This is a genomic window from Streptomyces sp. NPDC054932, assembly GCF_053610205.1.
Genome location: NZ_JBSGXU010000007.1, coordinates 19,163 through 43,657 on the forward strand (window position 1 = coordinate 19,163; position 24,495 = coordinate 43,657).

Annotated in this window: 20 protein-coding genes; 6 read left to right on the top strand and 14 right to left on the bottom strand. The window is 70.8% G+C overall.

What is annotated here, in order from left to right; all coding sequences use genetic code 11:
• The first annotated feature begins 174 nt into the window (after positions 1-174).
• The 5 genes from tkt to pgl all read left to right on the top strand — a co-directional run bounded on the left by tkt (position 175) and on the right by pgl (position 6,967).
• Positions 175-2,262: a transketolase gene (tkt, locus tag ACWGE1_RS03390; protein ID WP_453418873.1), complete on the top strand. Its 2,088-nt coding sequence runs from the start codon at positions 175-177 to the stop codon at positions 2,260-2,262.
• 35 nt (positions 2,263-2,297) lie between these two features.
• Complete coding sequence (gene tal / locus ACWGE1_RS03395) at positions 2,298-3,416, top strand: transaldolase (protein WP_453418874.1); 1,119 nt, start codon at positions 2,298-2,300, stop codon at positions 3,414-3,416.
• A 5-nt stretch (positions 3,417-3,421) separates the two neighbouring features.
• Positions 3,422-4,948 carry a glucose-6-phosphate dehydrogenase gene (zwf, locus tag ACWGE1_RS03400; protein ID WP_189735925.1) on the top strand — a complete coding sequence of 509 codons (1,527 nt, stop codon included), beginning with the start codon at positions 3,422-3,424 and terminating at the stop codon, positions 4,946-4,948.
• Entirely contained in the window at positions 4,945-5,958 is a 1,014-nt protein-coding gene (opcA, locus tag ACWGE1_RS03405; protein ID WP_453418875.1) for a glucose-6-phosphate dehydrogenase assembly protein OpcA, read from the top strand. Before zwf ends, opcA begins: the two co-directional genes overlap by 4 nt.
• Positions 5,959-6,184: 226 nt before the next feature.
• Positions 6,185-6,967 (top strand): 6-phosphogluconolactonase, encoded by a 783-nt coding sequence (gene pgl, locus ACWGE1_RS03410; protein ID WP_453418876.1) that lies wholly within the window; start codon positions 6,185-6,187, stop codon positions 6,965-6,967.
• A gap of 67 nt (positions 6,968-7,034) precedes the next feature.
• On the opposite strand, the gene pgi is transcribed toward pgl, so the two are convergent.
• The 13 genes from pgi to ACWGE1_RS03475 form a co-directional block, all read right to left on the bottom strand.
• Complete coding sequence (gene pgi, locus ACWGE1_RS03415; protein WP_453418924.1) at positions 7,035-8,690, bottom strand: glucose-6-phosphate isomerase; 1,656 nt, start codon at positions 8,688-8,690, stop codon at positions 7,035-7,037.
• A 150-nt stretch (positions 8,691-8,840) separates the two neighbouring features.
• On the bottom strand, positions 8,841-9,176 hold the full coding sequence (locus ACWGE1_RS03420; RefSeq protein WP_010352468.1) for an RNA polymerase-binding protein RbpA: 336 nt from the start codon (positions 9,174-9,176) through the stop codon (positions 8,841-8,843).
• Between the two features lie 182 nt (positions 9,177-9,358).
• Positions 9,359-9,589, bottom strand: a complete 231-nt coding sequence (secG, locus tag ACWGE1_RS03425; protein ID WP_189973883.1) for a preprotein translocase subunit SecG — start codon at positions 9,587-9,589, stop codon at positions 9,359-9,361.
• A 130-nt stretch (positions 9,590-9,719) separates the two neighbouring features.
• The gene (gene tpiA / locus ACWGE1_RS03430) at positions 9,720-10,496 is read right to left on the bottom strand and encodes a triose-phosphate isomerase (protein WP_453418877.1); all 777 of its coding nucleotides are present in this window, start codon (positions 10,494-10,496) and stop codon (positions 9,720-9,722) included.
• 6 nt (positions 10,497-10,502) lie between these two features.
• Positions 10,503-11,717 (bottom strand): phosphoglycerate kinase, encoded by a 1,215-nt coding sequence (locus tag ACWGE1_RS03435; protein WP_453418878.1) that lies wholly within the window; start codon positions 11,715-11,717, stop codon positions 10,503-10,505.
• Between the two features lie 131 nt (positions 11,718-11,848).
• Positions 11,849-12,856, bottom strand: a complete 1,008-nt coding sequence (gene gap, locus ACWGE1_RS03440; protein WP_030009077.1) for a type I glyceraldehyde-3-phosphate dehydrogenase — start codon at positions 12,854-12,856, stop codon at positions 11,849-11,851.
• Positions 12,857-13,087: 231 nt separating this feature from the next.
• Positions 13,088-16,048, bottom strand: coding sequence for a M14 family zinc carboxypeptidase (locus ACWGE1_RS03445; RefSeq protein WP_453418879.1), 2,961 nt, complete (start codon positions 16,046-16,048; stop codon positions 13,088-13,090).
• A gap of 143 nt (positions 16,049-16,191) precedes the next feature.
• On the bottom strand, positions 16,192-17,187 hold the full coding sequence (whiA, locus tag ACWGE1_RS03450) for a DNA-binding protein WhiA (RefSeq protein ID WP_030009075.1): 996 nt from the start codon (positions 17,185-17,187) through the stop codon (positions 16,192-16,194).
• Entirely contained in the window at positions 17,178-18,242 is a 1,065-nt protein-coding gene (locus tag ACWGE1_RS03455) for a gluconeogenesis factor YvcK family protein (RefSeq protein ID WP_453418880.1), read from the bottom strand. The genes whiA and ACWGE1_RS03455 overlap by 10 nt, the downstream gene beginning before the upstream one ends.
• The gene (gene rapZ, locus ACWGE1_RS03460) at positions 18,239-19,186 is read right to left on the bottom strand and encodes an RNase adapter RapZ (RefSeq protein ID WP_453418881.1); all 948 of its coding nucleotides are present in this window, start codon (positions 19,184-19,186) and stop codon (positions 18,239-18,241) included. Before rapZ ends, ACWGE1_RS03455 begins: the two co-directional genes overlap by 4 nt.
• The gene (gene uvrC / locus ACWGE1_RS03465; RefSeq protein WP_453418882.1) at positions 19,183-21,219 is read right to left on the bottom strand and encodes an excinuclease ABC subunit UvrC; all 2,037 of its coding nucleotides are present in this window, start codon (positions 21,217-21,219) and stop codon (positions 19,183-19,185) included. The genes rapZ and uvrC overlap by 4 nt, the downstream gene beginning before the upstream one ends.
• A gap of 239 nt (positions 21,220-21,458) precedes the next feature.
• Entirely contained in the window at positions 21,459-22,229 is a 771-nt protein-coding gene (locus ACWGE1_RS03470) for a hypothetical protein (protein ID WP_453418925.1), read from the bottom strand.
• Between the two features lie 5 nt (positions 22,230-22,234).
• On the bottom strand, positions 22,235-22,843 hold the full coding sequence (locus tag ACWGE1_RS03475) for a papain-like cysteine protease family protein (RefSeq protein ID WP_453418883.1): 609 nt from the start codon (positions 22,841-22,843) through the stop codon (positions 22,235-22,237).
• A gap of 229 nt (positions 22,844-23,072) precedes the next feature.
• On the opposite strand from ACWGE1_RS03475, the gene ACWGE1_RS03480 reads away from it, so the two are divergent.
• Positions 23,073-24,005 (top strand): hypothetical protein, encoded by a 933-nt coding sequence (locus ACWGE1_RS03480; RefSeq protein WP_453418884.1) that lies wholly within the window; start codon positions 23,073-23,075, stop codon positions 24,003-24,005.
• A gap of 14 nt (positions 24,006-24,019) precedes the next feature.
• Here ACWGE1_RS03480 and ACWGE1_RS03485 read toward each other — a convergent pair whose 3' ends face one another.
• On the bottom strand, positions 24,020-24,451 hold the full coding sequence (locus ACWGE1_RS03485) for a Rieske (2Fe-2S) protein (protein WP_453418885.1): 432 nt from the start codon (positions 24,449-24,451) through the stop codon (positions 24,020-24,022).
• Between the last annotated feature and the right edge of the window lie 44 nt (positions 24,452-24,495).

The window sequence follows — 24,495 nt, forward strand, 5'->3', positions numbered from 1 at the left end:
ACGGGGGACGGCCCGCGCCGGGGGCCGGTGCGCGGGTGAACGCGGGTCGGCGGCGCGGTGACGGACTGCCTGCACTCGAATAGCTGCACGCCGTTGCGGGGGTAGGCTCGGAATCGCGCCGGTGCACCGTTCGTCACCGGGATTCATACATGTGGAGAGGAGCCCTGACCCACGGTGAGCACCAAGCCGACCACCACAGAGCTCGAGTGGACCGAACTGGACCAGCGGGCCGTCGACACCGCCCGCATCCTGGCCGCTGACGCGGTCCAGAAGGTCGGAAACGGCCACCCCGGTACGGCGATGAGCCTGGCCCCCGCCGCGTACACCCTCTTCCAGAAGGTGATGCGGCACGACCCGGCGGACCCCGAGTGGGTTGGCCGCGACCGCTTCGTGCTCTCCGCGGGGCACTCCTCCCTGACGCTCTACACCCAGCTCTACCTCGGCGGGTTCGGGCTCGAGCTGGACGACCTGAAGGCGTTCCGCACTTGGGGCTCGAAGACCCCCGGCCACCCGGAGTACGGCCACACGGCCGCCGTGGAGACCACCACCGGCCCCCTCGGCCAGGGCATCGCCAACGCGGTGGGCATGGCCATGGCCGCCCGCTACGAGCGCGGTCTGTTCGACCCGGAGGCCGCCCAGGGCGCCTCTCCGTTCGATCACATGATCTACGCGATCGCGGGCGACGGCTGCCTCCAGGAGGGCATCTCCCACGAGGCGTCCGCGCTGGCCGGCCACCAGAAGCTCGGCAACCTCGTCCTGCTGTGGGACGACAACCACATCTCCATCGAGGGTGACACGGAGACGGCCGTCTCCGAGGACACCCTCAAGCGCTACGAGGCGTACGGCTGGCACGTCCAGCGCGTCGAGCAGCAGGAGAACGGCGACCTCGACCCGAAGGCGCTGTTCGCCGCTCTCCAGGCCGCCAAGGCCGAGACCGGCCGCCCGTCCTTCATCGCGGCCCGCTCGATCATCGCCTGGCCCGCCCCGCACGCCCAGAACACCGAGGCCGCCCACGGCTCGGCGCTCGGCGACGACGAGGTCGCGGCCACCAAGCGCGTGCTCGGCTTCGACCCGGAGCAGACCTTCGAGGTCGCCGACGAGGTCATCGCCCACACCCGCGCCCTCGGCGACCGCGGCCGCGAGGCCAAGGCCGCGTGGGAGAAGGACTTCTCCGCCTGGCGCACCGCCAACCCGGAGCGCGCCGCCGAGTTCGACCGCATCAACGCCAACGAGCTGCCCGCGGGCTGGGAGGACAAGCTTCCCGTCTTCGAGGCCGGCAAGGGCGTCGCCACCCGCGCCGCCTCCGGCAAGGTGCTCGGCGCGCTCGGCGCGGTCATCCCGGAGCTGTGGGGCGGCTCGGCCGACCTGGCCGGCTCCAACAACACCACCATCGACAAGGACTCCTCGTTCCTGCCGGTGGGCAACCCGCTGCCGGAGGCCGACCCGTACGGCCGCACCATCCACTTCGGCATCCGCGAGCACGCCATGGCCGCGTCCATGAACGGCATCGCGCTGCACGGCCACACCCGCATCTACGGCGGCACCTTCCTGGTGTTCTCCGACTACATGCGCAACGCCGTCCGCCTGTCCGCGCTGATGCACCTGCCGGTGACGTACGTGTGGACGCACGACTCCATCGGTCTCGGCGAGGACGGCCCGACCCACCAGCCGGTCGAGCACCTCGCCTCGCTGCGCGCCATCCCGGGCCTGAACATCGTCCGCCCGGCCGACGCCAACGAGACCGCCATCGCCTGGCGCGAGATCCTGCGCCGCCACACCAAGGTCTTCGGCAAGGGTGCCCCGCACGGCCTCGCGCTGACCCGCCAGGGTGTGCCGACCTACGAGCGCAACGAGGCCGCCGCCAAGGGCGGGTACGTCCTGTTCGAGGCCGAGGGCGGCCCGGCACAGGTCCTCCTCATCGGCACCGGCTCCGAGGTGCACCTGGCCGTCGAGGCCCGCGAGCAGCTCCAGGCCCAGGGCGTTCCCACCCGGGTCGTCTCGATGCCGTCCGTCGAGTGGTTCGAGGAGCAGGACCAGGAGTACAAGGACAGCGTCCTGCCGCCGTCGGTGAAGGCCCGCGTCGCGGTCGAGGCGGGCATCGGCCTGACCTGGCACCGCTACGTCGGTGACGCCGGCCGGATCGTGTCGCTGGAGCACTTCGGTGCCTCGGCCGACGCGAAGGTGCTCTTCCGCGAGTTCGGCTTCACGGCCGAGAACGTGGCGGCCGCAGCCCACGAGTCCCTCGCCGCCGCCGCGCGCTGACGCCGGTACGCAACCCAAGTAGGAGATGTAATCCCATGACAGACGCACTCAAGCGCCTCTCCGACGAAGGCGTCGCGATCTGGCTGGACGACCTGTCCCGCAAGCGCATCACGTCCGGCAACCTGGCCGAGCTCATCGACCAGTCGCACGTCGTCGGTGTCACCACCAACCCGGCGATCTTCCAGAAGGCCATCAGCGGCGGCGAGGGTTACGAGCAGCAGCTCACGGACCTCGCGACCCGCAAGGTCACCGTGGAAGAGGCCCTGCGCATGATCACGACGGCGGACGTCAGGGACGCCGCCGACATCCTGCGCCCGGTCTACGACCGCACCGACGGCCAGGACGGCCGGGTGTCGATCGAGGTCGACCCGCGCCTGGCGCACAACACCCCGGCGACCATCGCCGAGGCCAAGCAGCTCGCGTGGCTGGTGGACCGCCCGAACACGCTCATCAAGATCCCGGCGACCAAGGCCGGCCTGCCGGCGATCACCGAGGTCATCGGCAAGGGCATCAGCGTCAACGTCACGCTGATCTTCTCGCTGGAGCGCTACCGCGAGGTCATGGACGCGTACCTGGCGGGTCTGGAGAAGGCCAAGGCCGCCGGCCTGGACCTCTCCCTGATCCACTCGGTCGCCTCCTTCTTCGTGTCCCGCGTGGACAGCGAGATCGACAAGCGCCTGGACGCGGTCGGCACCGACGAGGCGAAGGCCCTCAAGGGCAAGGCGGCGCTCGCCAACGCCCGTCTGGCCTACGAGGCCTACGAGGAGGTCTTCTCCTCGGACCGCTGGACCGCCCTGGAGCGTCTGGGCGCCAACAAGCAGCGCGCACTGTGGGCCTCGACGGGCGTCAAGGACCCGGCGTACAAGGACACCCTGTACGTGGACGACCTGGTCGCCCCGAACACGGTGAACACCATGCCGGAGGCCACCCTGGAGGCCACCGCCGACCACGGTCGGATCACGGGCGACACCGTGCGCGGGAGCTACGCGCAGGCGCGCGCCGAGCTCGACGCGGTCGCGAAGCTGGGCATCTCGTACGACGATGTGGTGCAGCTGCTCGAGGACGAGGGCGTCGAGAAGTTCGAGGCGTCCTGGAACGACCTGCTGAAGTCGACCGAGGCGGAGCTTGAGCGCCTCGCCCCCACGGAGGCCTGAACACCTTGTCTGTAAACGGAGCGAACCCGCTTCGTGACGCACAGGACCGGCGGCTCCCGCGCATCGCGGGGCCGTCCGGCCTGGTCATTTTCGGCGTTACGGGTGACCTGTCGCGCAAGAAGCTGATGCCTGCCGTCTACGACCTGGCCAACCGTGGCCTGCTTCCGCCGGGCTTCTCGCTGATCGGGTTCGCCCGCCGCGAGTGGCAGGACGAGGACTTCGCACAGGAGGTCCACGACGCGGTCAAGGAGCACTCCCGCACGCCGTTCCGCGAGGAAGTCTGGCAGCAGCTCGTGCAGGGCTGCCGTTTCGTCTCGGGCGACTTCGACGACGACGCCGCCTTCGAGACGCTGAAGGCGACCATAGAGGAGCTGGACAAGGCACAGGGCACGGGCGGCAACTTCGCCTTCTACCTGTCCGTCCCGCCGAAGTTCTTCCCCAAGGTGGTCCAGCAGCTCAAGGACCACGGGCTGGCGCAGAAGGAGGGCTCCTGGCGGCGTGCCGTCATCGAGAAGCCCTTCGGACACGACCTGAAGAGCGCCGAGGAACTCAACAAGGTCGTCCACGAGGTCTTCCCCCGCGACGAGGTCTTCCGGATCGACCACTACCTCGGCAAGGAGACCGTCCAGAACATCCTGGCGCTCCGCTTCGCCAACACGATGTTCGAGCCGATCTGGAACCGGTCGTACGTCGACCACGTGCAGATCACCATGGCCGAGGACATCGGCATCGGCGGCCGGGCCGGGTACTACGACGGCATCGGCGCCGCGCGTGACGTCATCCAGAACCACCTGCTGCAGCTGCTCGCGCTGACCGCGATGGAGGAGCCCGGCTCCTTCCACCCCAAGGCGCTGGTGGCCGAGAAGCTCAAGGTGCTCACGGCGGTGCAGCTGCCGGAGGACCTGGGCAAGCACACGGTGCGCGGCCAGTACGCGGCCGCCTGGCAGGGCGGCGAGAAGGTCGTCGGGTACCTCGAAGAGGACGGCATCGACCCCAAGTCGAAGACCGACACCTACGCGGCCATCCGGCTGGAGATCAACAACCGCCGCTGGGCGGGCGTCCCGTTCTACCTGCGGACGGGCAAGCGCCTGGGCCGCCGGGTGACCGAGATCGCGGTCGTCTTCAAGCGGGCCCCGTACCTGCCGTTCGAGTCGGGCGCGACCGAGGAGCTGGGACAGAACGCCCTGGTCATCCGGGTCCAGCCGGACGAGGGCGTGACGGTCCGTTTCGGCTCCAAGGTCCCGGGCACCTCCATGGAGGTCCGGGACGTCACGATGGACTTCGCCTACGGCGAGTCCTTCACGGAGTCGAGCCCCGAGGCGTACGAGCGGCTCATCCTCGACGTGCTCCTCGGCGACGCGAACCTCTTCCCGCGCCACCAGGAAGTCGAACTGTCCTGGAACATCCTCGACCCGATCGAGGAGTACTGGGACAAGCACGGCAAGCCCGCGCAGTACCCGTCGGGCACCTGGGGGCCGGTCGAGGCGGACGAGATGCTCGCACGAGACGGACGGAGCTGGCGCCGGCCATGAAGATCGACCTCACGGAGACCAACTCCAGCAAGATCAATGCCGCGATGGTGCAGGCACGCCGGGACATCGGCACGCCGGCCATCGGCATGGTCCTCACGCTGGTGATCGTGACCGACGAGGAGAACGCGTACGACGCGCTCAAGTCGGCGAACGACGCGTCCCACGAACACCCCTCGCGGATCGTCGTCGTCATCAAGCGGGCCAGCCGCTCGCCGCGCAGCCGCCGCGATGCCCGGCTCGACGCGGAAGTCCGCGTCGGGGCGGACTCCGGCAGCGGTGAAACGGTTGTGCTCCGCCTTCACGGCGAACTGGTCGACCACGCCCAGTCGGTGGTTCTCCCGTTGCTCCTGCCGGACGCCCCCGTGGTCGTCTGGTGGCCGGACGGTGCTCCCGCGGACCTGGCGGGCGATCCGCTGGGTGCGCTGGGGCAGCGCCGGATCACGGACACGTACTCCTGCGAGGACCCGATCAGGGCGCTCGGCGGCCGGGCGGGGGCGTACGCTCCCGGGGACACGGACCTGTCCTGGACCCGGATCACGCCGTGGCGCTCCATGCTGGCGGCGGCCCTGGACCAGCAGGCCCTGTCGGTCGTCTCGGCGACCGTCGAGGGCGAGGACGAGAACCCGAGCTGCGAACTGCTGGCCATGTGGCTGGCGGACCGGCTCCAGGTCCCCGTCAGGCGCACGCTGTCGTCGGGCCCGGGCCTGACGGCCGTACGGCTGGCCACCAAGGACGGCGACATCGTCCTGGACCGGGCGGACGGCGCGCTGGCGACGCTCTGCATGCCGGGGCAGCCCGACCGTGCGGTGGCGCTCAAGCGCCGCGACACGGCCGAGCTCCTGGCGGAGGAGCTGCGCAGGCTGGATCCGGACAACACCTACGAGGCCTCGCTGAAGTTCGGCGTGGCGAGGCTGGAGGCCTCGGCCCCGGAGCCGGAGCCGGAGGCCGAGGCTCCGGCGGAGCAGGCCCCGGAGCCGGCTCCGAAGCCCAAGAGGGCCAAGGCCAAGTAGAGGCCCCTGCGGGACCTTGCTGGGGCTCCGCCCCAGACCCCGGTCCTCAAACTCCCCCGGCTACCGCTGGGAGGTACCCCCTGGCGAGGCTGGATTGTCAGCCCGTCCGGCGTTTGAGGACCGGGTCCGGGCAGAGCCCGGGAAACGGCGAAAGGGCGGGGTGGGGAAAGCTCCGCGCAGCGGTACCCACAACCCCCGCACTACCAGAAGGCGGCAGCACATGGGTATGACGACTCCCCAGGTCGTCGTCCACCGGGACAAGGAACTGATGGCCCAGGCCACCGCGGCCCGGCTCATCACGAAGATCGTGGACGCGCAGACGGCCCGCGGCACCGCGTCCGTGGTCCTCACCGGCGGACGCAACGGCAACGGCCTGCTCGCGGCACTGGCCGCCGCCCCGGCGCGGGACGCGGTCGACTGGTCCCGGCTCGACCTGTGGTGGGGCGACGAGCGGTACGTCCCCGCCGACGACCCCGAGCGCAACCACACCCAGGCCCGCGAGGCCCTGCTCGACGCGGTCCCGGTGGACCCCGCCCGCGTACACGTGATGCCCGCCTCGGACGGTCCGTACGGGGGCGACGTGGACGCGGCGGCAGCCGCCTACGCGGCCGAGCTGGCGAAGGCGGCCGGTCCGGAGGACCACGGCCCGGTCCCCCGCTTCGACGTGCTGATGCTGGGCGTGGGCCCGGACACGCACGTGGCCTCGCTCTTCCCGGAGCACCCGGCGGCCCGCGAGACCGAGCGCACGGTGGTCGGCGTGCACGGCGCGCCCAAGCCCCCGCCCACCCGGATCTCGCTCACGCTCCCGGCGATCCGGGCGGCTCGTGAGGTCTGGCTGCTGGCCGCGGGCGAGGACAAGGCCGGTGCGGTCTCCCTGGCCCTCGGCGGCGCGGGCGAGGTCCAGGCACCGGCCGCGGCGGCGTACGGCCGCTCCCGCACCCTGTGGCTCCTGGACCGCGCGGCGGCGGCCAAGCTCCCGACCGGCATGTACCCCCCGGCGTCTTCCTGACGGGAGCCGGCCGGCAGGCGGAAGGGCCCGCTCCCCCGAGGGAGCGGGCCCTTCTGCGTCCGACGGATCAGCTCCGGCCGCGGAGCGTGCGGTACGTGGCCACCAGGGCCTTCGTCGAGGCGTCCAGCCCCGGCACGTCCGCGCCCTCGCTCAGCGCCGGCTCGACGCGCTTGGCGAGCACCTTGCCCAGCTCGACGCCCCACTGGTCGAAGGAGTCGATGTTCCACACCGCGCCCTGGACGAACACCTTGTGCTCGTACAGCGCGATCAGCTGGCCCAGCACCGCCGGGGTGAGCTCCTTCGCGAGGACGGTGGTCGTCGGGTGGTTGCCGTGGAAGGTCTTGTGCGGGACGAGCGACTCCGGGGCGCCCTCGGCGCGCACCTCGTCCGCCGTCTTTCCGAAGGCCAGCGCCTGGGTCTGCGCGAAGAAGTTCGCCATCAGCAGGTCGTGCTGGGCCGCCGGGGCCGCCTCCAGCTCGGCGACCGGCCGGGCGAAGCCGATGAAGTCGGCGGGGATCACCTTCGTCCCCTGGTGGATCAGCTGGTAGTAGGCGTGCTGCCCGTTGGTGCCGGGGGTGCCCCAGACCACCGGGCCCGTCTGCCACTCCACCGGGTTGCCGTCGCGGTCCACGGACTTGCCGTTGGACTCCATGTCCAGCTGCTGCAAGTACGCCGTGAAGCGCGAGAGGTAGTGGCTGTACGGGAGCACCGCGTGCGACTGCGCGTCGAAGAAGGCGCCGTACCAGATCCCCAACAGGCCCATCAGGAGCGGGGCGTTCTGCTCCGGCGGCGCCGTGCGGAAGTGCTCGTCCATGGTGTGGAAGCCGCCGAGCATCTCCCGGAACGCGGCCGGGCCGATGGCGATCATCAGCGAGAGGCCGATGGCCGAGTCGAAGGAGTAGCGTCCGCCGACCCAGTCCCAGAACTCGAACATGTTGGCCGGATCGATGCCGAAGTCGGTGACCTTCTCGGCGTTGGTCGACAGGGCGACGAAGTGCCGTGCCACGGCGGCCTGGTCGCCGCCCAGTCCGGCGAGCAGCCAACCGCGCGCCGAGGTGGCGTTGGTGATGGTCTCGATGGTGGTGAAGGTCTTGGAGGCGATGATGAACAGCGTCTCGGCCGGGTCCAGGTCCCGCACCGCCTCGTGCAGGTCGGCGCCGTCCACGTTGGAGACGAAACGCACCGTCAGGTGGCGGTCGGTGAAGGCCTTCAGCGCCTCGTACGCCATCGCCGGGCCCAGATCGGAGCCGCCGATGCCGATGTTGACGACGGTGCGGATGCGCTTGCCGGTGAAGCCGGTCCACTCCCCCGACCGGACCTGGTCGGAGAACGCCGCCATCTTGTCGAGGACGGCGTGCACGCCGGGAACGACGTTCTCGCCGTCCACCTCGACGACCGCGGCCGTCGGCGCGCGCAGGGCGGTGTGCAGCACTGCCCGGTCCTCGGTCGTGTTGATCTTCTCGCCGCGGAACATCGCCTCGCGCAGCCCGGCCACGCCGGTGGCCTCGGCCAGTTCGCGCAGCAGCGCGAGCGTCTCGTCGGTGACGAGGTGCTTCGAGTAGTCGATGTGCAGGTCGGCGACCTGCAGGGTGTAGTCGGCGCCGCGGCCGGGATTCTCCTCGAACAGTTCCCGCAGATGCGTCTGCCCGAACTCCTCCCGGTGCTTGCCGAGTGCCAGCCACTCCGGCGTCCGGTTGAGCTTCGTACGGCTGCCTGCGTTCATCTCGGACATCAACCCACTTCTTCCGTCCTGTCGTGCCCCGCCGTTCTCCAACTTAAGGGATCAGAAGCGGCACAACGCACACAAAGAGGCCCGGTCCCACAGGAGAAGTTCCTGTGGGACCGGGCCTCACGTCACATGCTTCGGGTCGTCTCAGATCTCGCCGCGGAGCTTGGCGAGCGCCTCGGCGAGGATCGCCTCGCCGTCGGCGTCCGAGCGCCGTTCCCGTACGTACGCCAGGTGCGTCTTGTACGGCTCGGTACGCGGCGGTGCGGGCGGGTTGTCCCGGTCCTGGCCGGCCGGGAACCCGCAGCGCGGGCAGTCCCAGGTGTCCGGCACCTGCGCGTCGCTGGCGAAGCTCGGCTGCGTCTCGTGCCCGTTCGAGCACCAGAAGGAGATGCGCAGGCGGGGCGCGGACTCGCCGCGCTCTGCCTCACCCATCGGCCCCGCTCCGACCCGGCTACCACGGATCGCGTTGCCACTTGCCACGGTCGTAACTCCCTGCGTGATGGTGCCGCGGAGTGTGAGTGGATATCCCGCCGCGGAGCGCCCAAGTCTACGTAAGGCCCAACGCACGTCCAGTGAGCGGAGTTACTGATTCCACGCGATGAACGCCGACCCTCATGATAGGCCGGGTGGTGCCGACCGGACTGCCGGAATGGCCAGAACGGTCAGCTGCTCGCCTTCATCAGCAGGCCGAGCGCGACGATGCACGCGAACCACAGCAGACCGACGACCACGGTGATGCGGTCCAGGTTGCGCTCCGCGACGGAGGAACCGCCGACCGACGACTGCATACCGCCGCCGAACATGTCGGAGAGGCCGCCGCCCTTGCCCTTGTGCATCAGCACGAGCAGCATCAGCAGGGCGCTGAAGACGATCAGGGCGATCGAGAACCCCATAATCACGGCTGATTCCTACTTTCTGGCTTTTTCGGGCTTTCCGGCTTTGCGAAATGTGCGCGGGGGCCAGTGGCTGGTGGTTCAGCCCCTGGCCCCCGCAAGGGTACGACGGATCCGCCCTACCGCATACTCACTGGTCGCGGAAGCGGACGATCTTGACGAACTCGTCCGCGTCCAGCGCCGCGCCGCCGATCAGGGCGCCGTCGACGTCAGGCTGGGCCATGATCGCCGCGATGTTCCCGGACTTCACGGAGCCGCCGTACTGGATGCGGACCTTGTCGGCCAGCTCCTGCGAGTACAGCTCGGCGAGACGGCCGCGGATCGCCCCGCAGACCTCCTGGGCGTCGTCGGGGGTGGCGACCTCGCCGGTCCCGATCGCCCAGACGGGCTCGTACGCGATCACGATGTTCTCGACCTGCTCGGCCGGGACGTCCTTGAGGCCGCCGTCGAGCTGGCTCAGCGTGTACGGGACCTGCTGGCCGGCCTTGCGGACGTCCAGGCCCTCGCCGACGCAGAGGATCGGGGTGATCTGGTGCCGGAAGGCGGCCTTGACCTTGGCGTTGCAGATCTCGTCGGTCTCGCCGTGGTACTGACGGCGCTCGCTGTGGCCGACGGCCACGTACGTGCACTTCAGCTTCCACAGCATCGGGCCGGAGATCTCACCGGTGTAGGCGCCGGATTCGTGCGCCGAGATGTCCTGGGCGCCGTACTTGATCTTCAGCTTGTCGCCGTCGACCAGGGTCTGGACGGAGCGCAGGTCGACGAAGGGCGGCAGGACCGCGACCTCGACGGCGTCGTAGTCCTTCTCGGTGAGGGCGAAGGCGAGCTTCTGGACGTGGGCGATGGCCTCGAGGTGGTTGAGGTTCATCTTCCAGTTGCCCGCCATGAGCGGGGTGCGCGTGGTCATACGGGTTCAGCCCTCCAGGGCGGCGAGGCCGGGGAGCGTCTTGCCCTCGAGGTATTCGAGGGAGGCGCCGCCACCGGTCGAGATGTGGCCGAATGCATTCTCGTCGAAGCCCAGGATGCGGACCGCGGCGGCGCTGTCGCCACCGCCGACGACGGTGAAGGCGCTGCTGTCGAGCAGGGCCTGGGCGATGGCTGCGGTGCCCCCGGCGTAGTCGGGGTGCTCGAAGACGCCGACCGGACCGTTCCAGAAGACGGTCTTGGCGTCGGCGATCTTCGACGCGTACAGCTCGCGCGTCTTGGGGCCGATGTCCAGGCCCTCCTTGTCGGCGGGGATCTTGTCCGCGTCGACGGTCTCGAAGGTGGCCGGGGTCTTGCCCTTGAGGTCCGGGAACTCCGCGGAGACCAGCACGTCGACCGGGAGGACCAGCTCGACGCCGGTCTTCTCGGCGCGCTCCATGTACTCCTTGACCTTCTCCACCTGGTCCTTCTGGAGCAGGGAGATGCCGACCTCGTACCCCTTGGCGTAGAGGAAGGTGTAGGCCATGCCGCCGCCGATGAGGATGCGGTCGGCCTTGCCGAGCAGCTCGTCGATGACGGCGAGCTTGTCGGAGACCTTGGCGCCGCCGAGGACCACGACGTACGGGCGCTCGACCTCGGCGGTCAGCTTCTTCAGGACGCCGACCTCGGTGGCGATGAGGTAGCCGGCGGCCTGCGGGAGGCGGGCGGGGAGGTCGAAGACCGAGGCGTGCTTGCGGTGCACCGCGCCGAAGCCGTCGCCCACGTAGATGTCGGCGAGCTCGGCGAGCTGGTCCGCGAAGGCGCCGCGCTCGGCGTCGTCCTTGGAGGTCTCGCCGGCGTTGAAGCGCAGGTTCTCGATGACGGCGACCCGGCCGTCGGTGAGAGCCGCGACCGTCTCCTTGGCGGAGGCGCCGACGGTGTCGGTGGCGAACGCGACGTCCGCACCGAGGAGTTCGCCGAGGCGCGCGGCGGCCGGGGCGAGCGAGAACGCCGGCTCCACGCCGGTGCCCTTCGGACGGCCCAGGTGCGAGGCCACGATGACGCGGGCGCCGGCTTCGGCGAGCTTCGCGATCGTGGGCTGGACGGCGCGGATGCGGCCGTCGTCGGTGATGGTGCCCTCGGCCAGCGGGACGTTCAGGTCCGCGCGGACGAAGACCCGCTTGCCCTTGACGCCCTCGGCGAGCAGTTCATCGATCGTCTTCATGTATTTCTACTCCTTTAGCCTTCACTCGAAGGGCGAGGAAGGAAAGAACGAGGCAAGCAACAGGGCCCGTGCGGCGCTTCGTTGCGCTGCTCGGACCCTGTGCTCACATCGTGGTGCCTTGCCCTACGTTCTTAGAGCTGACCGCCGACGAAGACGGTGAGGTCGACGAGACGGTTGGAGTAGCCCCACTCGTTGTCGTACCAGCCGACGACCTTGACCTGCGTGCCGTCCTGAACCATGGTCAGGGAGGAGTCGAAGGTGCAGGACGCGGGCCAGTTCACGATGTCGGAGGAGACGATCGCGTCCTCGGTGTAGTCGAGGATGCCCTTGAGCTGCCCCTCCGAGGCCTTCTGGAAGGCCGCGTTGATCTCTTCCACCGTGGTCTCGCGGGAGAGCTCCAGGACCAGGTCGGTGACCGAACCGGTCGGAACCGGGACGCGCATGGCGATGCCGTCCAGCTTGCCCTTGAGCTGCGGGAGAACCAGCGCGGTGGCCTTCGCGGCACCGGTGGAGGTCGGGATGATGTTCTCGGCGGCGGCGCGGGCGCGGCGCAGGTCCGAGTGCGGGAAGTCCAGGATGCGCTGGTCGTTCGTGTACGCGTGGACCGTCGTCATCATGCCCTTGACGATGCCGAAGTTCTCGTCGAGGACCTTGGCCATCGGCGCCACACAGTTGGTGGTGCAGGAGGCGTTGGAGATGACGTGGTGGTTGGCCGCGTCGTACTTGTCGTGGTTGACGCCCATCACGATGGTGATGTCCTCGTCCTTGGCCGGAGCCGAGATGAGGACCTTCTTCGCGCCCGCGGCGATGTGCTTGGCGGCGTCGGCCTTCTTGGTGAAGATGCCGGTCGACTCGATGACGATGTCGGCGCCCAGCTCGCCCCAGGGGAGGTTGGCGGGGTCACGCTCTGCGAAGGTCTTGAACGTCTGGCCACCGACGGTGATGCTGTCGTCGGTGTGGGAGACCTCGGCCTTGAGGCGGCCCAGGATGGTGTCGTACTTGAGCAGATGCACCAGGGTCGCGTTGTCAGTCAGGTCGTTGACACCGACGATCTCGATGTCCGCTCCCTGCTCCAGGAGCGCCCGGAAATAGTTACGGCCAATTCGGCCAAAACCGTTGATGCCTACGCGGATCGTCACGAACCGATCTCCTCGTTGGTGCGCCGGTAAGAGCGCCGGCGAGCTGTATGGGATGTCCCCGACCGCTTACGACCCTACCTCTCCGTGAGCTTTTGGGTGACATCGGTCGGGGCCTGACACTCCCCCCACTTCCCGGGGGTACTCCCGCGGGGTCCCGTTCCGGACACTCCGGAACGGGACCTCCGGACTTCGGCCCCCGTCACTCAGGGTGAGTGACGACGGGGCCTCCGATCAGCGGTGCAGTGTGCGCAGTGCCTTACCGACGAGTAGGGCACGGTCCGCCGCGGCGGACATGTGCTCCAGGCCGAAGCCCAGCAGCACCGTGTCACGTGTGGTGACCGCAGCGTAGGACTTGAACAGTTCCCCGGACCGGGACCATTCGCCGGGAACCTCGGGACTTCCGGCAGGTGCGGCCTGCGCGGTCCACGCGCCGAGCGAAGTCTCGAATCCCTCGACGGGCTGGTCCGCACCGTTGACGGACAGGCGCGCCTCGTCCGCGAAGACTCCGCGGCCGCCCGAGCCCGGGTCGGTGATGGAGGAGAGCGAGAGCTCAACGGTCCGGCCGGCGTACGCGCTCAGGTCGAAGGAGACCTGCTTCCAGCCGCCCGAGGAACCGGTGAAGCTGTTCCACCGGCCGCTGGTGCCCTGCGGGGTGCAGCCTCCGGCGTCGAGCGTGAGGTAGCGGCGCAGGAACGGATGGCCGTTCATGAAGAACCCGGCCTCGCACTCCTCCGGGACGGTGGAGCTGCTCAGTCCGCCCGTGTCCGGCAGGGTGGTCCAGTCGTCGCCGCCGGCGGTGCGGGCCTCCAGGGCCGCGTGGTCGTAGCCCTCCTCGGTGTTCCAGTTGAGGGCCAGCTTCAGCTGCGGCCGGTCGGCCGCCGTGACGCCGGTGAGGTCGATCGTACGGACGAGGCGCTTCCAGTCGTCGTCGGCGTGCAGGGCCGCGGCCATGCCGGTGCCGGCGTAGGGGGCGTACGGGTTCACGACGCCGGTGAAGGCACCCGCCTGGGCGCTCCTGAACTGCGGGAACTGCGCGGGTGCCAGGCTCTCGGAGGTCGCGGTGTACGCACCGGGGGCGTTCAGCGGGTTGCCCGCGGCGTCCCCGACGGCGCCCTGCGCCCCGTTCAGGCTGCCGGCGCCGGCGAAGCCGGTGGCCCCGGGGGCACTCGTACGGGTGTAGGCACCGAGCCAGTACTGGCTGAAGTCGTTGGTCACGGCGCGGCCGACCTGGGCGTTGCCGCCCGCCAGCTCACCGGCCTCGATCAGCTTGCCGCCCTCGTTCAGGAAGTCCCGAACCGCCAACTGGGTGTCGCCGCCGGGGGTCTTGGCGCCGGTGTAGTGGACGGCCGTACCGAAGTGGGAGAGGACGCCGAGGTGGTGCGGGGCGCCCTGGACGGCGACGTCCCAGATCGCCGCGGACCTGCCGTTGGCGCGCAGGGCGTCGACGTAGGTCTGGGCGTGCTGGGCCTTGGCCCCCTCCTCCGCGATCACCAGGACGTCCGCGCGCGGCCGCTCGGCCACCGTGTACGTGAAGTGCTCGCTGGAGACCTGCTTGCCGGAGCGGTCGCGGCCGGTGAACCAGACCTCGACCCTGTCGCCGGGCCTGGCGCCGTCGACCTCGGCGCGGTACTCGTCGAACCAGTTGTTGTCGTCGCCGCCGTAGACGTCGCCGCCCTTCCAGGGCTTGAGGTCCTCGTCGTGCGTGCGGCCGCCGTTGATGCGGTAGTTGAGTTCCTTGTCCTTCAGCGCCTTGCGGGCCGTGACGGAGACCTTCTGGTCCTCGCCGCGGGCGGCGTAGGAGGTGGTGAAGGGGTCCGGGGTGAAGTCCGCGGCGCTCAGGCCCACCGGGGAGGACGGACGGTCCGGGTGCGCGGCGCTCTCGCCGACCGAGAGCGCGAAGGGGATGTTCTTTGCGAACTCGGCCTGAATGAGCTTCTCGTCGTCCGGGAAGTTGAAGCCGGAGGCGCAGTCCTCGGGCTTCCACCGGTCGTTGGGATCGCTCGCCGAGGCGGTCTGGCAGGTGGTCATCTCCGGCGTGAACATCATGACGCCGTTGACGTTGGAGGCGTGGCCGTCGGCCTCGCCGTTGGTGGTGTAGAGCTCGGAGGAGAGCTGCGGGTAGTAGCCCGGGACGGCCGGGTTCTCCGGGGTGCCGGCCAGCGCCTTGTAGGCGACGTCGTCGGGGGTGGGGGTGGCCACCTGCCAGCCCACGCCGTAGAGGATCAGCTCGGCCGCGGAGTGGTAGTTGATCGCGTACTCGAAGCCGATGCGCTTCTGGAAGCGGTCGAGGGCGACGGTCTCGGGCTCGGAGGAGGCGCTCGGGCCGCGGTAGGTCTCGCTCGCCTGGTTCGGCGAGGAACCCTCGTTGTCGTAGCCCCACTTGAAGGCAAAGTTCCGGTTGAGGTCGACCCCGTCGCCGGGGCCGGTCTTCCCGTCGCCGTTGTTGTCGCGCAGGTTCTTGCGCCACAGCCGCTGGCCGTCGGCGGCGTGCGTGTAGTCGTACCCGTCGGGGTTGGCGGAGAGCAGGAACCACAGCTCGCTGGAGTCCACCAGCTCGGTGATCCGCGGGTCCTTGCCGTAGGTGTCGAGCGTGTGGTGCATCAGCCGCCGCGTCATCTCGGGGGTGATCCACTCACGGGCGTGCTGGTTGGACATGTACAGGACGGACGGCTTGTCGCCGTCCCTGGTCTTCCTGGCGTTCTTGCTGACCTTCAGGGCGAGGATGTCCTTGCCCTGGACGGTCTTGCCGATGGAGACGACCTTGGTGAGCCCCGGGTTCTCCTGCGCGGTCCGCAGGATCTCCTCCTGGAGACCGCCCTTGCCGCTGTACGGGCGGAACACTCCGTCGCCGGCCGCCCCGGCCCGGGCCAGGCCCTGGGCGGGAACCTTTCGCTCGGCCAGCTTGACGCCCTGGGCGGCGAGTTCTCCGGCCTGGGCACCGCTGAGGAACAGCTCGACGCGGGCCGTCCCGGTCTCCGGGGCGCGCTCGGAGAGCTCGTGCGCGTCCTGCCCCGCGGCGAGGACGAGCGGGACCTGTTCCCGGGTGATGTCGGCGTCGTAGACCCGTACCTCGTCGGCGCCGGATGCGGCGCCGGGTCCCGGCTGGGCCTGCGCCGCGGCGGGCAGCACGGCGAGTGTGGTTCCGAAGACGAGTGCGCTTGCGGCGAGGATCGATCTCGCGCGGTGACTCATGTGCCCCCCTGGGCGTCGTCTGCCACGAAAGCGTTGGACGCCAGACTCAAGACCGGCCCATGCTCATGTCAATGGGGCGTGCGGCAAAGGGGCCCGCACGAGTGATCGCGCGGGCCCCCTTCGGCCGAATCGGGACGGCGTGGCTAGCCGGCCATGTTGTCGGCCATCTCCTCGCTCAGGTCGAGGTTCGACTCGGTGCCCGGGATGCCGAGGTCCTGGGCCCGCTTGTCGGCCATCGCCAGCAGGCGGCGGATCCGGCCGGCGACCGCGTCCTTGGTCAGCGGCGGGTCGGCGAGCGCGCCCAGCTCCTCCAGGGAGGCCTGCTTGTGCTCCATGCGCAGCCGGCCGGCCGCGGCCAGGTGCTCGGGTACCTCCTCGCCGAGGATCTCCAGCGCACGCTGCACGCGGGCTCCGGCGGCCACCGCGGCCCGCGCCGAGCGGCGCAGGTTGGCGTCGTCGAAGTTGGCCAGCCGGTTGGCGGTGGCGCGGACCTCGCGCCGCATCCGCCGCTCCTCCCAGGCCAGCACCGACTCGTGCGCGCCGAGCCGGGTCAGCAGGGCGCCGATCGCGTCGCCGTCACGGACCACGACCCGGTCCACTCCGCGCACCTCGCGCGCCTTGGCGGCGATGGACAGCCTGCGGGCGGCGCCCACCAGGGCCAGGGCGGCCTCCGGACCGGGGCAGGTGACCTCCAGGGAGGAGGACCGGCCCGGCTCGGTGAGCGAGCCGTGGGCCAGGAAGGCGCCGCGCCACGCCGCCTCGGCGTCACAGGTGGCCCCGGAGACCACCTGTGGCGGAAGACCCCGGATGGGGCGCCCGCGGCCGTCCACGAGGCCCGTCTGGCGTGCCAGCTGGTCACCGCCGGCCACGACGCGGACCACGTAGCGGCTGCCGCGGCGCAGTCCGCCGGGCGCCATCACGACGAGGTCCGAGGAATGGCCGAAGATCTCCAGGATGTCCTTGCGCAGGCGTCTGGCGGCGATCCCGGTGTCCAGCTCCGCCTCGATGACGATGCGGCCGCTCACCAGGTGCAGCCCGCCCGCGAACCGAAGGATCGCCGAGACCTCCGCCTTCCTGCAGCAGGTCCGGGTGACGGGCAGGCGGGAGATCTCATCCTTCACCGCAGGCGTCATCGCCATGGGCCGATCCTTCCATGCATCCGAAAAATACGGTCGTACGCGGCGGCCAGCAGCTCCGGATCGTGCTTCGGAGAGCCGTCCTGCCTGGCCACGGGCGCCAGCTCGACCGCGGCACCGAACCGTTTCGCGGCATCGGCGAGGGACTCGCGGTCGGGCACGGCGGCCTGGTCGGCCAGCACCACGTCCAGGGCGAGTTTAGGGGCGTGTCGGGCCAAAACCTCCAAATGACGCTGCGGAGAGAAGCCCTCTGTTTCGCCGGGCTGCGGCGCGAGGTTCAGCGAGAGGACCCGCCGGGCCTTCGTCTCCATCAGCGCGTCCAGCAATTCCGGCACCAGCAGGTGCGGAATGACGGAGGAGAACCAGGACCCCGGACCGAGCACCACCCAGTCGGCGTCCAGGACCGCGGCGACGGCCTCCGGCACGGCCGGCGGGTCGCTCGGAACCACCTGTACGGAGAGCACCTCGCCCGGGGTCAGCGCCACCGTGGCCTGCCCGCGGACGGTGTCCACGTCCTCGGGGCGGGCCGGGTCGTGTCCCCTGACCAGCGCCTGGAGCTCCAGCGGCACCGCCGACATCGGCAGTACCCGGCCCTGGGCCCCGAGCAGCCTCCCGACCAGGTCGAGGGCCTGGACCGGGTCGCCGAGCTGTTCCCACAGGGCCACGATCAGCAGGTTGCCGACGGCGTGCCCGTGCAGATCGCCCTCGGACTGGAAGCGGTGCTGGATGACCCGGGCCCAGGTCTGCCCCCAGTCGTCGTCCCCGCACAGCGCGGCCAGCGCCTTGCGCAGGTCGCCGGGCGGAAGCACACCGAGCTCCTCCCGGAGCCGGCCGCTGGATCCGCCGTCGTCGGCGACGGTGACCACCGCGGTGAGGTCACCGGTGATGCGGCGCAGGGCGGCGAGGGAGGCCGACAGGCCCTGGCCGCCGCCGAGCGCCACCACCTTGGGCGTGGCGCCGCGCCGGCGGCCGGAGCGGCCGGAGCGGCCCACGCCGTCCTCGCCCCGTCCCGGGGTGAGGCGGCGCAGGCGGCTCAGCCGCGGGGTCCGTGCGGTCACTCGCGCCCCATGTCCCGGTGCACTACGACGGTCTCGACTCCCTCGGAGGCGAGACGGGCGGCGAGCTTCTCGGACATGGCCACGCTGCGGTGCTTGCCGCCCGTGCAGCCGACCGCGATGGTCACGTACCGCTTGCCCTCACGGCGGTAGCCGGTGGCGATGAGCTGGAGCAGCTCGGTGTAGCGGTCGAGGAACTCCTTGGCGCCGGGCTGGCTGAAGACGTACCCGGACACCTCCTCGTTGAGCCCGGTGAAGGGGCGCAGCTCCGGAACCCAGTGCGGGTTGGGGATGAAGCGGCAGTCGACGACGAGGTCGGCGTCGACGGGGAGGCCGTACTTGTAGCCGAAGGACATGACGGTGGCCCGCAGCTCGGGCTCCTCGTCCCCGGCGAACTGGGCGTCCATCTTCGCGCGCAGCTCGTGCACGTTCAGGCTGGAGGTGTCGATCACCAGGTCGGCGTCGCCGCGCAGCTCGCGCAGCAGGTCTCGCTCGGCGGCGATGCCGTCGGTGATGCGCCCGTCGCCCTGGAGCGGGTGCGGGCGGCGCACCGACTCGAAGCGGCGGACCAGCGCGTCGTCGGAGGACTCCAGGAAGACGATGCGGCGGGTGACGCCCTTGCTGTCGAGGTCGGCGAGGGACTCGCGCAGGGCATCGAAGAACTGGCGGCCGCGGACGTCCACGACGACGGCGATGCGCGCCACGTTGCCCTGGGAGCGGGCACCGAGCTCCACCATGGTCGGGATCAGGGCCGGCGGGAGGTTGTCGACGACGAACCAGCCGAGGTCCTCCAGACACTTGGCCGCCGTACTGCGGCCGGCCCCGGACATGCCGGAGATGATCACCAGCTCGGGGATGGCCGCCTCGGCGGTCTCGCCGGGCTCCACTGTCGTGCCCGTACTCACCTGTGCTCCGTCTCGGTCGTGCGTGCTCTCGTGCTCGGTCATTGCTCGGTCCCCCGTTCGGACGATGTCTCCCGGCTGCCGCCGGGAGGTGCCCCCACCCGCGGGGGCGGGGTCTCATCCTCAATGATCTCTCCTGTGGCCGTGTTCACGGCAGGACCGGCGGGAACCGCCCGGGCGAGGGCCGCGACCACGGTCTCGGCCGTCTTACGGCCTATGCCCGGGACCTCGCAGATCTGGTCGATTGTCGCCTGTCTCAGCTTCTTCACCGAACCGAAGTGCTTGATCAGGGCCTGCTTGCGGCTCTCGCCGAGGCCGGACACCTCGTCCAGGGGCCCGGATTTCAGCCGCTTGCCGCGCTTGTTGCGCTGGTACTGGATGGCGAAACGGTGGGCTTCGTCACGGACCCGCTGGAGCAGGTAGAGGCCCTCGCTGGTGCGCGGCAGCACGACCGGGTCGTCCTCGCCGGGCAGCCAGACCTCCTCCAGCTTCTTGGCCAGCCCGCACACGGCGACGTCGTCGATCCCGAGCTCCTCCAGGGCCCGCTTGGCGGCGGCGACCTGCGGCTGCCCGCCGTCGACCACGACGAGCTGGGGCGGGTACGCGAAGCGCTTGGGCCTCCCGTCGTCCTCGGGCACCTCCCCGTCCCCGTCCTCGGGGTCCCACTCCCCCGTCTTCAGCTTCTCCTGGAGGTAGCGGCGGAAGCGCCGGGAGACCACCTCGTGCATGGAGCGGACGTCGTCCTGCCCCAGATGCGATTTGATCTGGAAGCGCCGGTACTCGCCCTTGCGGGCCAGCCCGTCCTCGAAGACGACCATCGACGCCACGACGTCGTCACCCTGGAGGTGCGAGATGTCGAAGCACTCGATGCGCAGCGGGGCGCTGTCGAGTTCCAGGGCCTCGGCGATCTCCTCCAGGGCCCGGGAGCGGGTGGTGAGGTCGCTGGCGCGCTTGGTCTTGTGCAGGGCGAGGGACTGCAGGGCGTTGCGGTGGACGGTCTCCATGAGGGCCTTCTTGTCGCCGCGCTGCGGTATCCGCAGGCTCACCTGGGACCCCCGGCGCTCGGCGAGCCACTGGGCCAGCGCCTGCGTGTCCTCGGGGAGCGCCGGGACCAGCACCTCCTTGGGGACGGCCTCGCCCTTCTCCTCTCCGTACAGCTGCTGGAGGGCGTGCTCGACGAGCCCGGCCGTGTCGACGGCCTCGACCTTGTCGGTGACCCAGCCGCGCTGGCCGCGGACCCGGCCGCCGCGGACGTGGAAGATCTGCACCGCGGCTTCGAGCTCGTCCTCGGCCACGGCGATCAGGTCGGCGTCGGTGGCGTCGGCGAGCACCACGGCGTTCTTCTCCATCGCCCGGCGCAGCGCCCCGATGTCGTCGCGCAGCCGGGCGGCCTTCTCGTACTCCATCTCCTCGGCCGCCGCGTGCATCTCCTTCTCCAGCCGGGAGAGGTAGGTGCCGGTGCGGCCGGCCATGAAGTCGCAGAAGTCCTCCGCCAGTTCGCGGTGCTCCTCGGGGGTGACCCTGCCGACGCAGGGGGCGGAGCACTTGCCGATGTAGCCGAGCAGGCAGGGGCGGCCGATCTGGGCGGAGCGCTTGAACACCCCCGCGGAGCAGGTGCGGACCGGGAACACCCGGAGCATCAGGTCGACGGTCTCGCGGATCGCCCAGGCGTGTCCGTACGGACCGAAGTAGCGCACGCCCTTCTTCTTGGGCCCCCGCATGACCTGGACCCTCGGGTACTCCTCATTGAGGGTGACGGCGAGGGAGGGGTAGCTCTTGTCGTCCCGGTACTTGACGTTGAACCGGGGGTCGAACTCCTTGATCCACGAGTACTCCAGCTGGAGCGCCTCGACCTCGGTGGACACCACGGTCCACTCGACGGAGGCGGCCGTGGTCACCATCGTGGCGGTACGGGGATGCAGTCCGGCGACGTCCTGGAAGTAGCTGGCCAGGCGCTGGCGCAGGCTCTTGGCCTTCCCGACGTAGATCACCCGGCGGTGCTCGTCGCGGAACTTGTAGACCCCAGGGGAGTCGGGGATCTGTCCCGGCTGGGGGCGGTAGCTGGAAGGGTCGGCCATGCCAACCACCCTACTTGCGCGCACCGACAACGAACCGTAGCCCTCCGGGCCGGTCTGCGGATCCCGGGCGGTCCGCCGCCGCCGGCCTCCGGCCCGGTGCGCGGGGCTGTCTTTCAGCCCGCCGGCGTTCGAGACGCGGGCCCGGGCAGAGCCCGGGAAACGGCGAAAGGGCGGGGCGGGGAGGGCTGACCGCAGGGCCCGGCCCCGGCTGAAGCCGGACCCTGCGGGAGTGCGAGCGGCTACGCCGTGGCGCGCCGACGGCGCAGGAGCAGCGTCCCGGCCCCGCCCAGCGCGAGCGCCCCGGCAGCGGCCGCAGCCACCGCGACCGGTGTCCCGGCGGCCGCGGAGCCTGCCGCATAGCCGCCCGCCATGCCGCCCTCCGCGTACGGGGAACCGGGGAGCTTGTCCCCGTACGCCTTGGCGACCCGCGCCCGGTAGGCACCGAGCGTCGTGCCCCCGGCGCCCACGGCCCGCACCGCGTCCTCGTCCAGCGGCAGCACCCGGCTGTCGCCGGCCACGTACCAGGCGTCGATCTGCGGTTCCCGGAACACGGTCCCGCCGGGCAGTTTCGCCGCGCCGAGCCCGGCGTAGCGGAACTCGTCGTCGCCGGTGGCGATGTTCACCACCTGCCAGCCGGCCTCCGTGCGCGCGGTCCACAGGGCGGCCTGCTGCCCGTCGGAGGAGACGGCCTTGCTGGCGAGGAACTCCAGGCGGGCGACGGGGGCGCCTGCTCTGCCCGCGACGAACTCCGGGGAGAGGTGGTTGACCGGTATCGCCTCGCCCTCGATGCGGGGCTGCGCGGCCGTGAGGGAGACCTTGCCCTCCCGGGCGAAGAAGCGGGAGAGGGTGACCAGGGTCTCGGGGGCGGTGGCGGCCCGCGCGGCGGCCGCCCTGTTCTCGGCGGTGGCCGCCCGGGGCTGCGGCACGGGGGCCGCGAAGGCCTGCGGGGCGATCCCGAGCAGGGCGGTGGCGGCGAGGACGGCCGCGGCGGCCGAAGCGCGCAGGGTCATGGCGCTCACGCCCCGATCCGGTAGAGCGAGTGGGTCCAGGAGAAGGTGCTGTTGTTCACGTACCAGGCGTGGGAGGCCCAGTTGTAACGGTCGCTGGAGGGCCAGGGGTCGCCCCAGTAGACCCAGTTGCTCGCGGTGTCGTAGCCGTACACGACGTGCATGTGGCCGCCGCCGTTCGACCACTGGATCCGGGTCTCGATCGGCCGGTTGGCGTTGATCTCGGTCTGGACGGTGGAGTACTGGAGCCAGCCGGTCACGTACGAGCCGGGGTTGATGCCCGCCCAGCGCAGCCCGGTCTGGACGTTGCCGAGGGTGGCCTGGTTGTTGGGGCATTCGCTGCCCTGCTGACGGTTGAAGGCCGCGTTGCAGAATTGGTTCTGGCTGTGGTTCCGGCCGAACCAGGTGGCGATGGTGTTGCCGCCCGCGGCCCAGCACCAGTTGGTCTTCGTCTGGGCCTGCATGGTGATGTTCAGGCGCTTCGCGGCCAGGGCGGAGTCGGTGCCGGTTTCGGCAGCGGCGGCGGTGCCGGTGCCGATGGGCAGGGCGAACAGCAGGGCGGTGAGCACGGCGGTGAGGGAGGCGGCTGGGGAAAGCCGCCGGCTTCGGTTGCGCATCGCGTTCCTCCCAATGTGGGGAATGGGGGGTGGAGGAGCGCGTCCGGACGCTGTTCAGGAGCATCAGGGAGTTGTCGCGATCAGGTCAACACGCTTCAATACGCGGTGACAGCGCGGTGTGAACGGTGGGGCTGCGGTGTGAACGGTTGCTGTGGTGTCACCTGGTCCCCCGGAGCCGCCGCCGTGACCCCCCGCGCCGGCCCGTGTGAACGTTCACAAAGGAGTCGCCATGCGACCGACCGGCGACACGGCGGAACTCGGCCGGTTGCTGCGCGGCGGCCCCTTCCACCTCGCCCTGCGCGCCGCCCTCGCCGCGCGCGGACTGCCCCTGCACCGGGTCCAGCACCGTCTCGCGACGCAGGGCATCAAGGTCGGTGTCACCAGCCTCAGTTACTGGCAGCAGGGCGCCCGGCGGCCGCGTCACCCGGAGTCGCTGCGGGCGGTCACCGCCCTGGAGCGGATCCTGGAGCTGCCCGACGGCTCCCTGCTGCGCCTGCTGGCCGCCCAGGAACACGGGCCCGGACCGGACCGGCCGCCCACCCGCTCCTACCGGGCCCTGCTCAGCACGGGCGGGACGGTGGAGCGGCTGCTGGGTGGGATGGACCTGCCGCCCGACGGCGGGCTGCACTCGGTCGGACACCACGAGCGGGTCAGCATAGGACCGGCGGGCGAGCTGCGGGTCCGCGAGTCGCAGCAGATCGTCCGGGCGCACCGCGACGGGGTCGACCGCTACCTCGCCGTCCACCAGGGCGACCCGGGCTGCGACGTGTCCCGGATGCGCGTGACGGCGTACGAGAACTGCCGCACGGGCCGGGTGCGGTGCCACCCGGAGACCGGGCTGGTGGTCGCCGAGCTGCTCTTCGACGCGCGGCTGCGGCGCGGGGACACCCACGTCTTCGGCTACGGGATCGAGGACGGCACGGGCACCCGCAGCAGCGAGTACGTGCGCGGTTTCAGCTACGCCGGCGGCCAGTACATGCTCCAGGTCAGCTTCGACGAGGCGGCGCTGCCGGTGCGCTGCCGGCGCTTCGCCCGGGGCGGGCCCGAGGCCGCTCGCACCGGCCTCGTGGACCTGACGCCCAGCGGCCGGCACCGGGCGGTGCACCTGGTGGAGCAGTCGGTGCGGCGCGGGATCCTCGGGATCGGCTGGGACTGGGACTGATGCCGGGTCGCGGGTCAGCCCGCGACGAGCTTGCCGTTCTCGGCCCGGACCGGGACGGCGGGCAGCGGCTCGGAGGCCGGACCGCGCAGGACCTTGCCGGTGTTCACGTCGAAGCGGCTGCCGTGGCAGGGGCAGTTCCCCTCACCCTCGACGATCTTGTCCAGGACGCAGCCGGCGTGCGTGCACTGGGCGCTGAACGCCTTGTACTGGCCCTCCGCCGGGCAGCTGACGATCAGCTTGTTCTCCCGGTACAGCTTCGCGCCGCCCACCGGAACCTCGGCCGCGGCGCCCAGGTCGACCGGCGCGGTGGGGGTGGCGGGGGTGTTGCCTCCGCTGTTGGTCTCGGTGGAGCAGGCCACGAGGGTCACCCCGGCACCGGTGGCCCCGGCGAGCGCGGCGGCGCCCTTGAGGACGGTTCGGCGGGCGGGTGACTGCGGCGCGGGCATGCGGTTCTCCTGGGCTGCGGGCGGGGTACGGGGGTGGGGTGCGG

What these genes read in the sequence shown, in the direction of transcription:
- opcA (WP_453418875.1), top strand. Translation starts at nt 4,945, where the DNA reads ATGAAGATCGACCTCACGGAGACCAACTCCAGCAAGATCAATGCCGCG.
- pgi (WP_453418924.1), bottom strand. Translation starts at nt 8,690, where the DNA reads ATGAACGCAGGCAGCCGTACGAAGCTCAACCGGACGCCGGAGTGGCTG.
- secG (WP_189973883.1), bottom strand. Translation starts at nt 9,589, where the DNA reads ATGGGGTTCTCGATCGCCCTGATCGTCTTCAGCGCCCTGCTGATGCTG.
- tpiA (WP_453418877.1), bottom strand. Translation starts at nt 10,496, where the DNA reads ATGACCACGCGCACCCCGCTCATGGCGGGCAACTGGAAGATGAACCTC.
- uvrC (WP_453418882.1), bottom strand. Translation starts at nt 21,219, where the DNA reads ATGGCCGACCCTTCCAGCTACCGCCCCCAGCCGGGACAGATCCCCGAC.
- ACWGE1_RS03480 (WP_453418884.1), top strand. Translation starts at nt 23,073, where the DNA reads ATGCGACCGACCGGCGACACGGCGGAACTCGGCCGGTTGCTGCGCGGC.
- ACWGE1_RS03485 (WP_453418885.1), bottom strand. Translation starts at nt 24,451, where the DNA reads ATGCCCGCGCCGCAGTCACCCGCCCGCCGAACCGTCCTCAAGGGCGCC.
- rapZ (WP_453418881.1), bottom strand. Translation starts at nt 19,186, where the DNA reads ATGACCGAGCACGAGAGCACGCACGACCGAGACGGAGCACAGGTGAGT.
- ACWGE1_RS03435 (WP_453418878.1), bottom strand. Translation starts at nt 11,717, where the DNA reads ATGAAGACGATCGATGAACTGCTCGCCGAGGGCGTCAAGGGCAAGCGG.
- ACWGE1_RS03445 (WP_453418879.1), bottom strand. Translation starts at nt 16,048, where the DNA reads ATGAGTCACCGCGCGAGATCGATCCTCGCCGCAAGCGCACTCGTCTTC.
- ACWGE1_RS03475 (WP_453418883.1), bottom strand. Translation starts at nt 22,843, where the DNA reads ATGCGCAACCGAAGCCGGCGGCTTTCCCCAGCCGCCTCCCTCACCGCC.
- whiA (WP_030009075.1), bottom strand. Translation starts at nt 17,187, where the DNA reads ATGGCGATGACGCCTGCGGTGAAGGATGAGATCTCCCGCCTGCCCGTC.
- tal (WP_453418874.1), top strand. Translation starts at nt 2,298, where the DNA reads ATGACAGACGCACTCAAGCGCCTCTCCGACGAAGGCGTCGCGATCTGG.
- ACWGE1_RS03470 (WP_453418925.1), bottom strand. Translation starts at nt 22,229, where the DNA reads ATGACCCTGCGCGCTTCGGCCGCCGCGGCCGTCCTCGCCGCCACCGCC.
- pgl (WP_453418876.1), top strand. Translation starts at nt 6,185, where the DNA reads ATGACGACTCCCCAGGTCGTCGTCCACCGGGACAAGGAACTGATGGCC.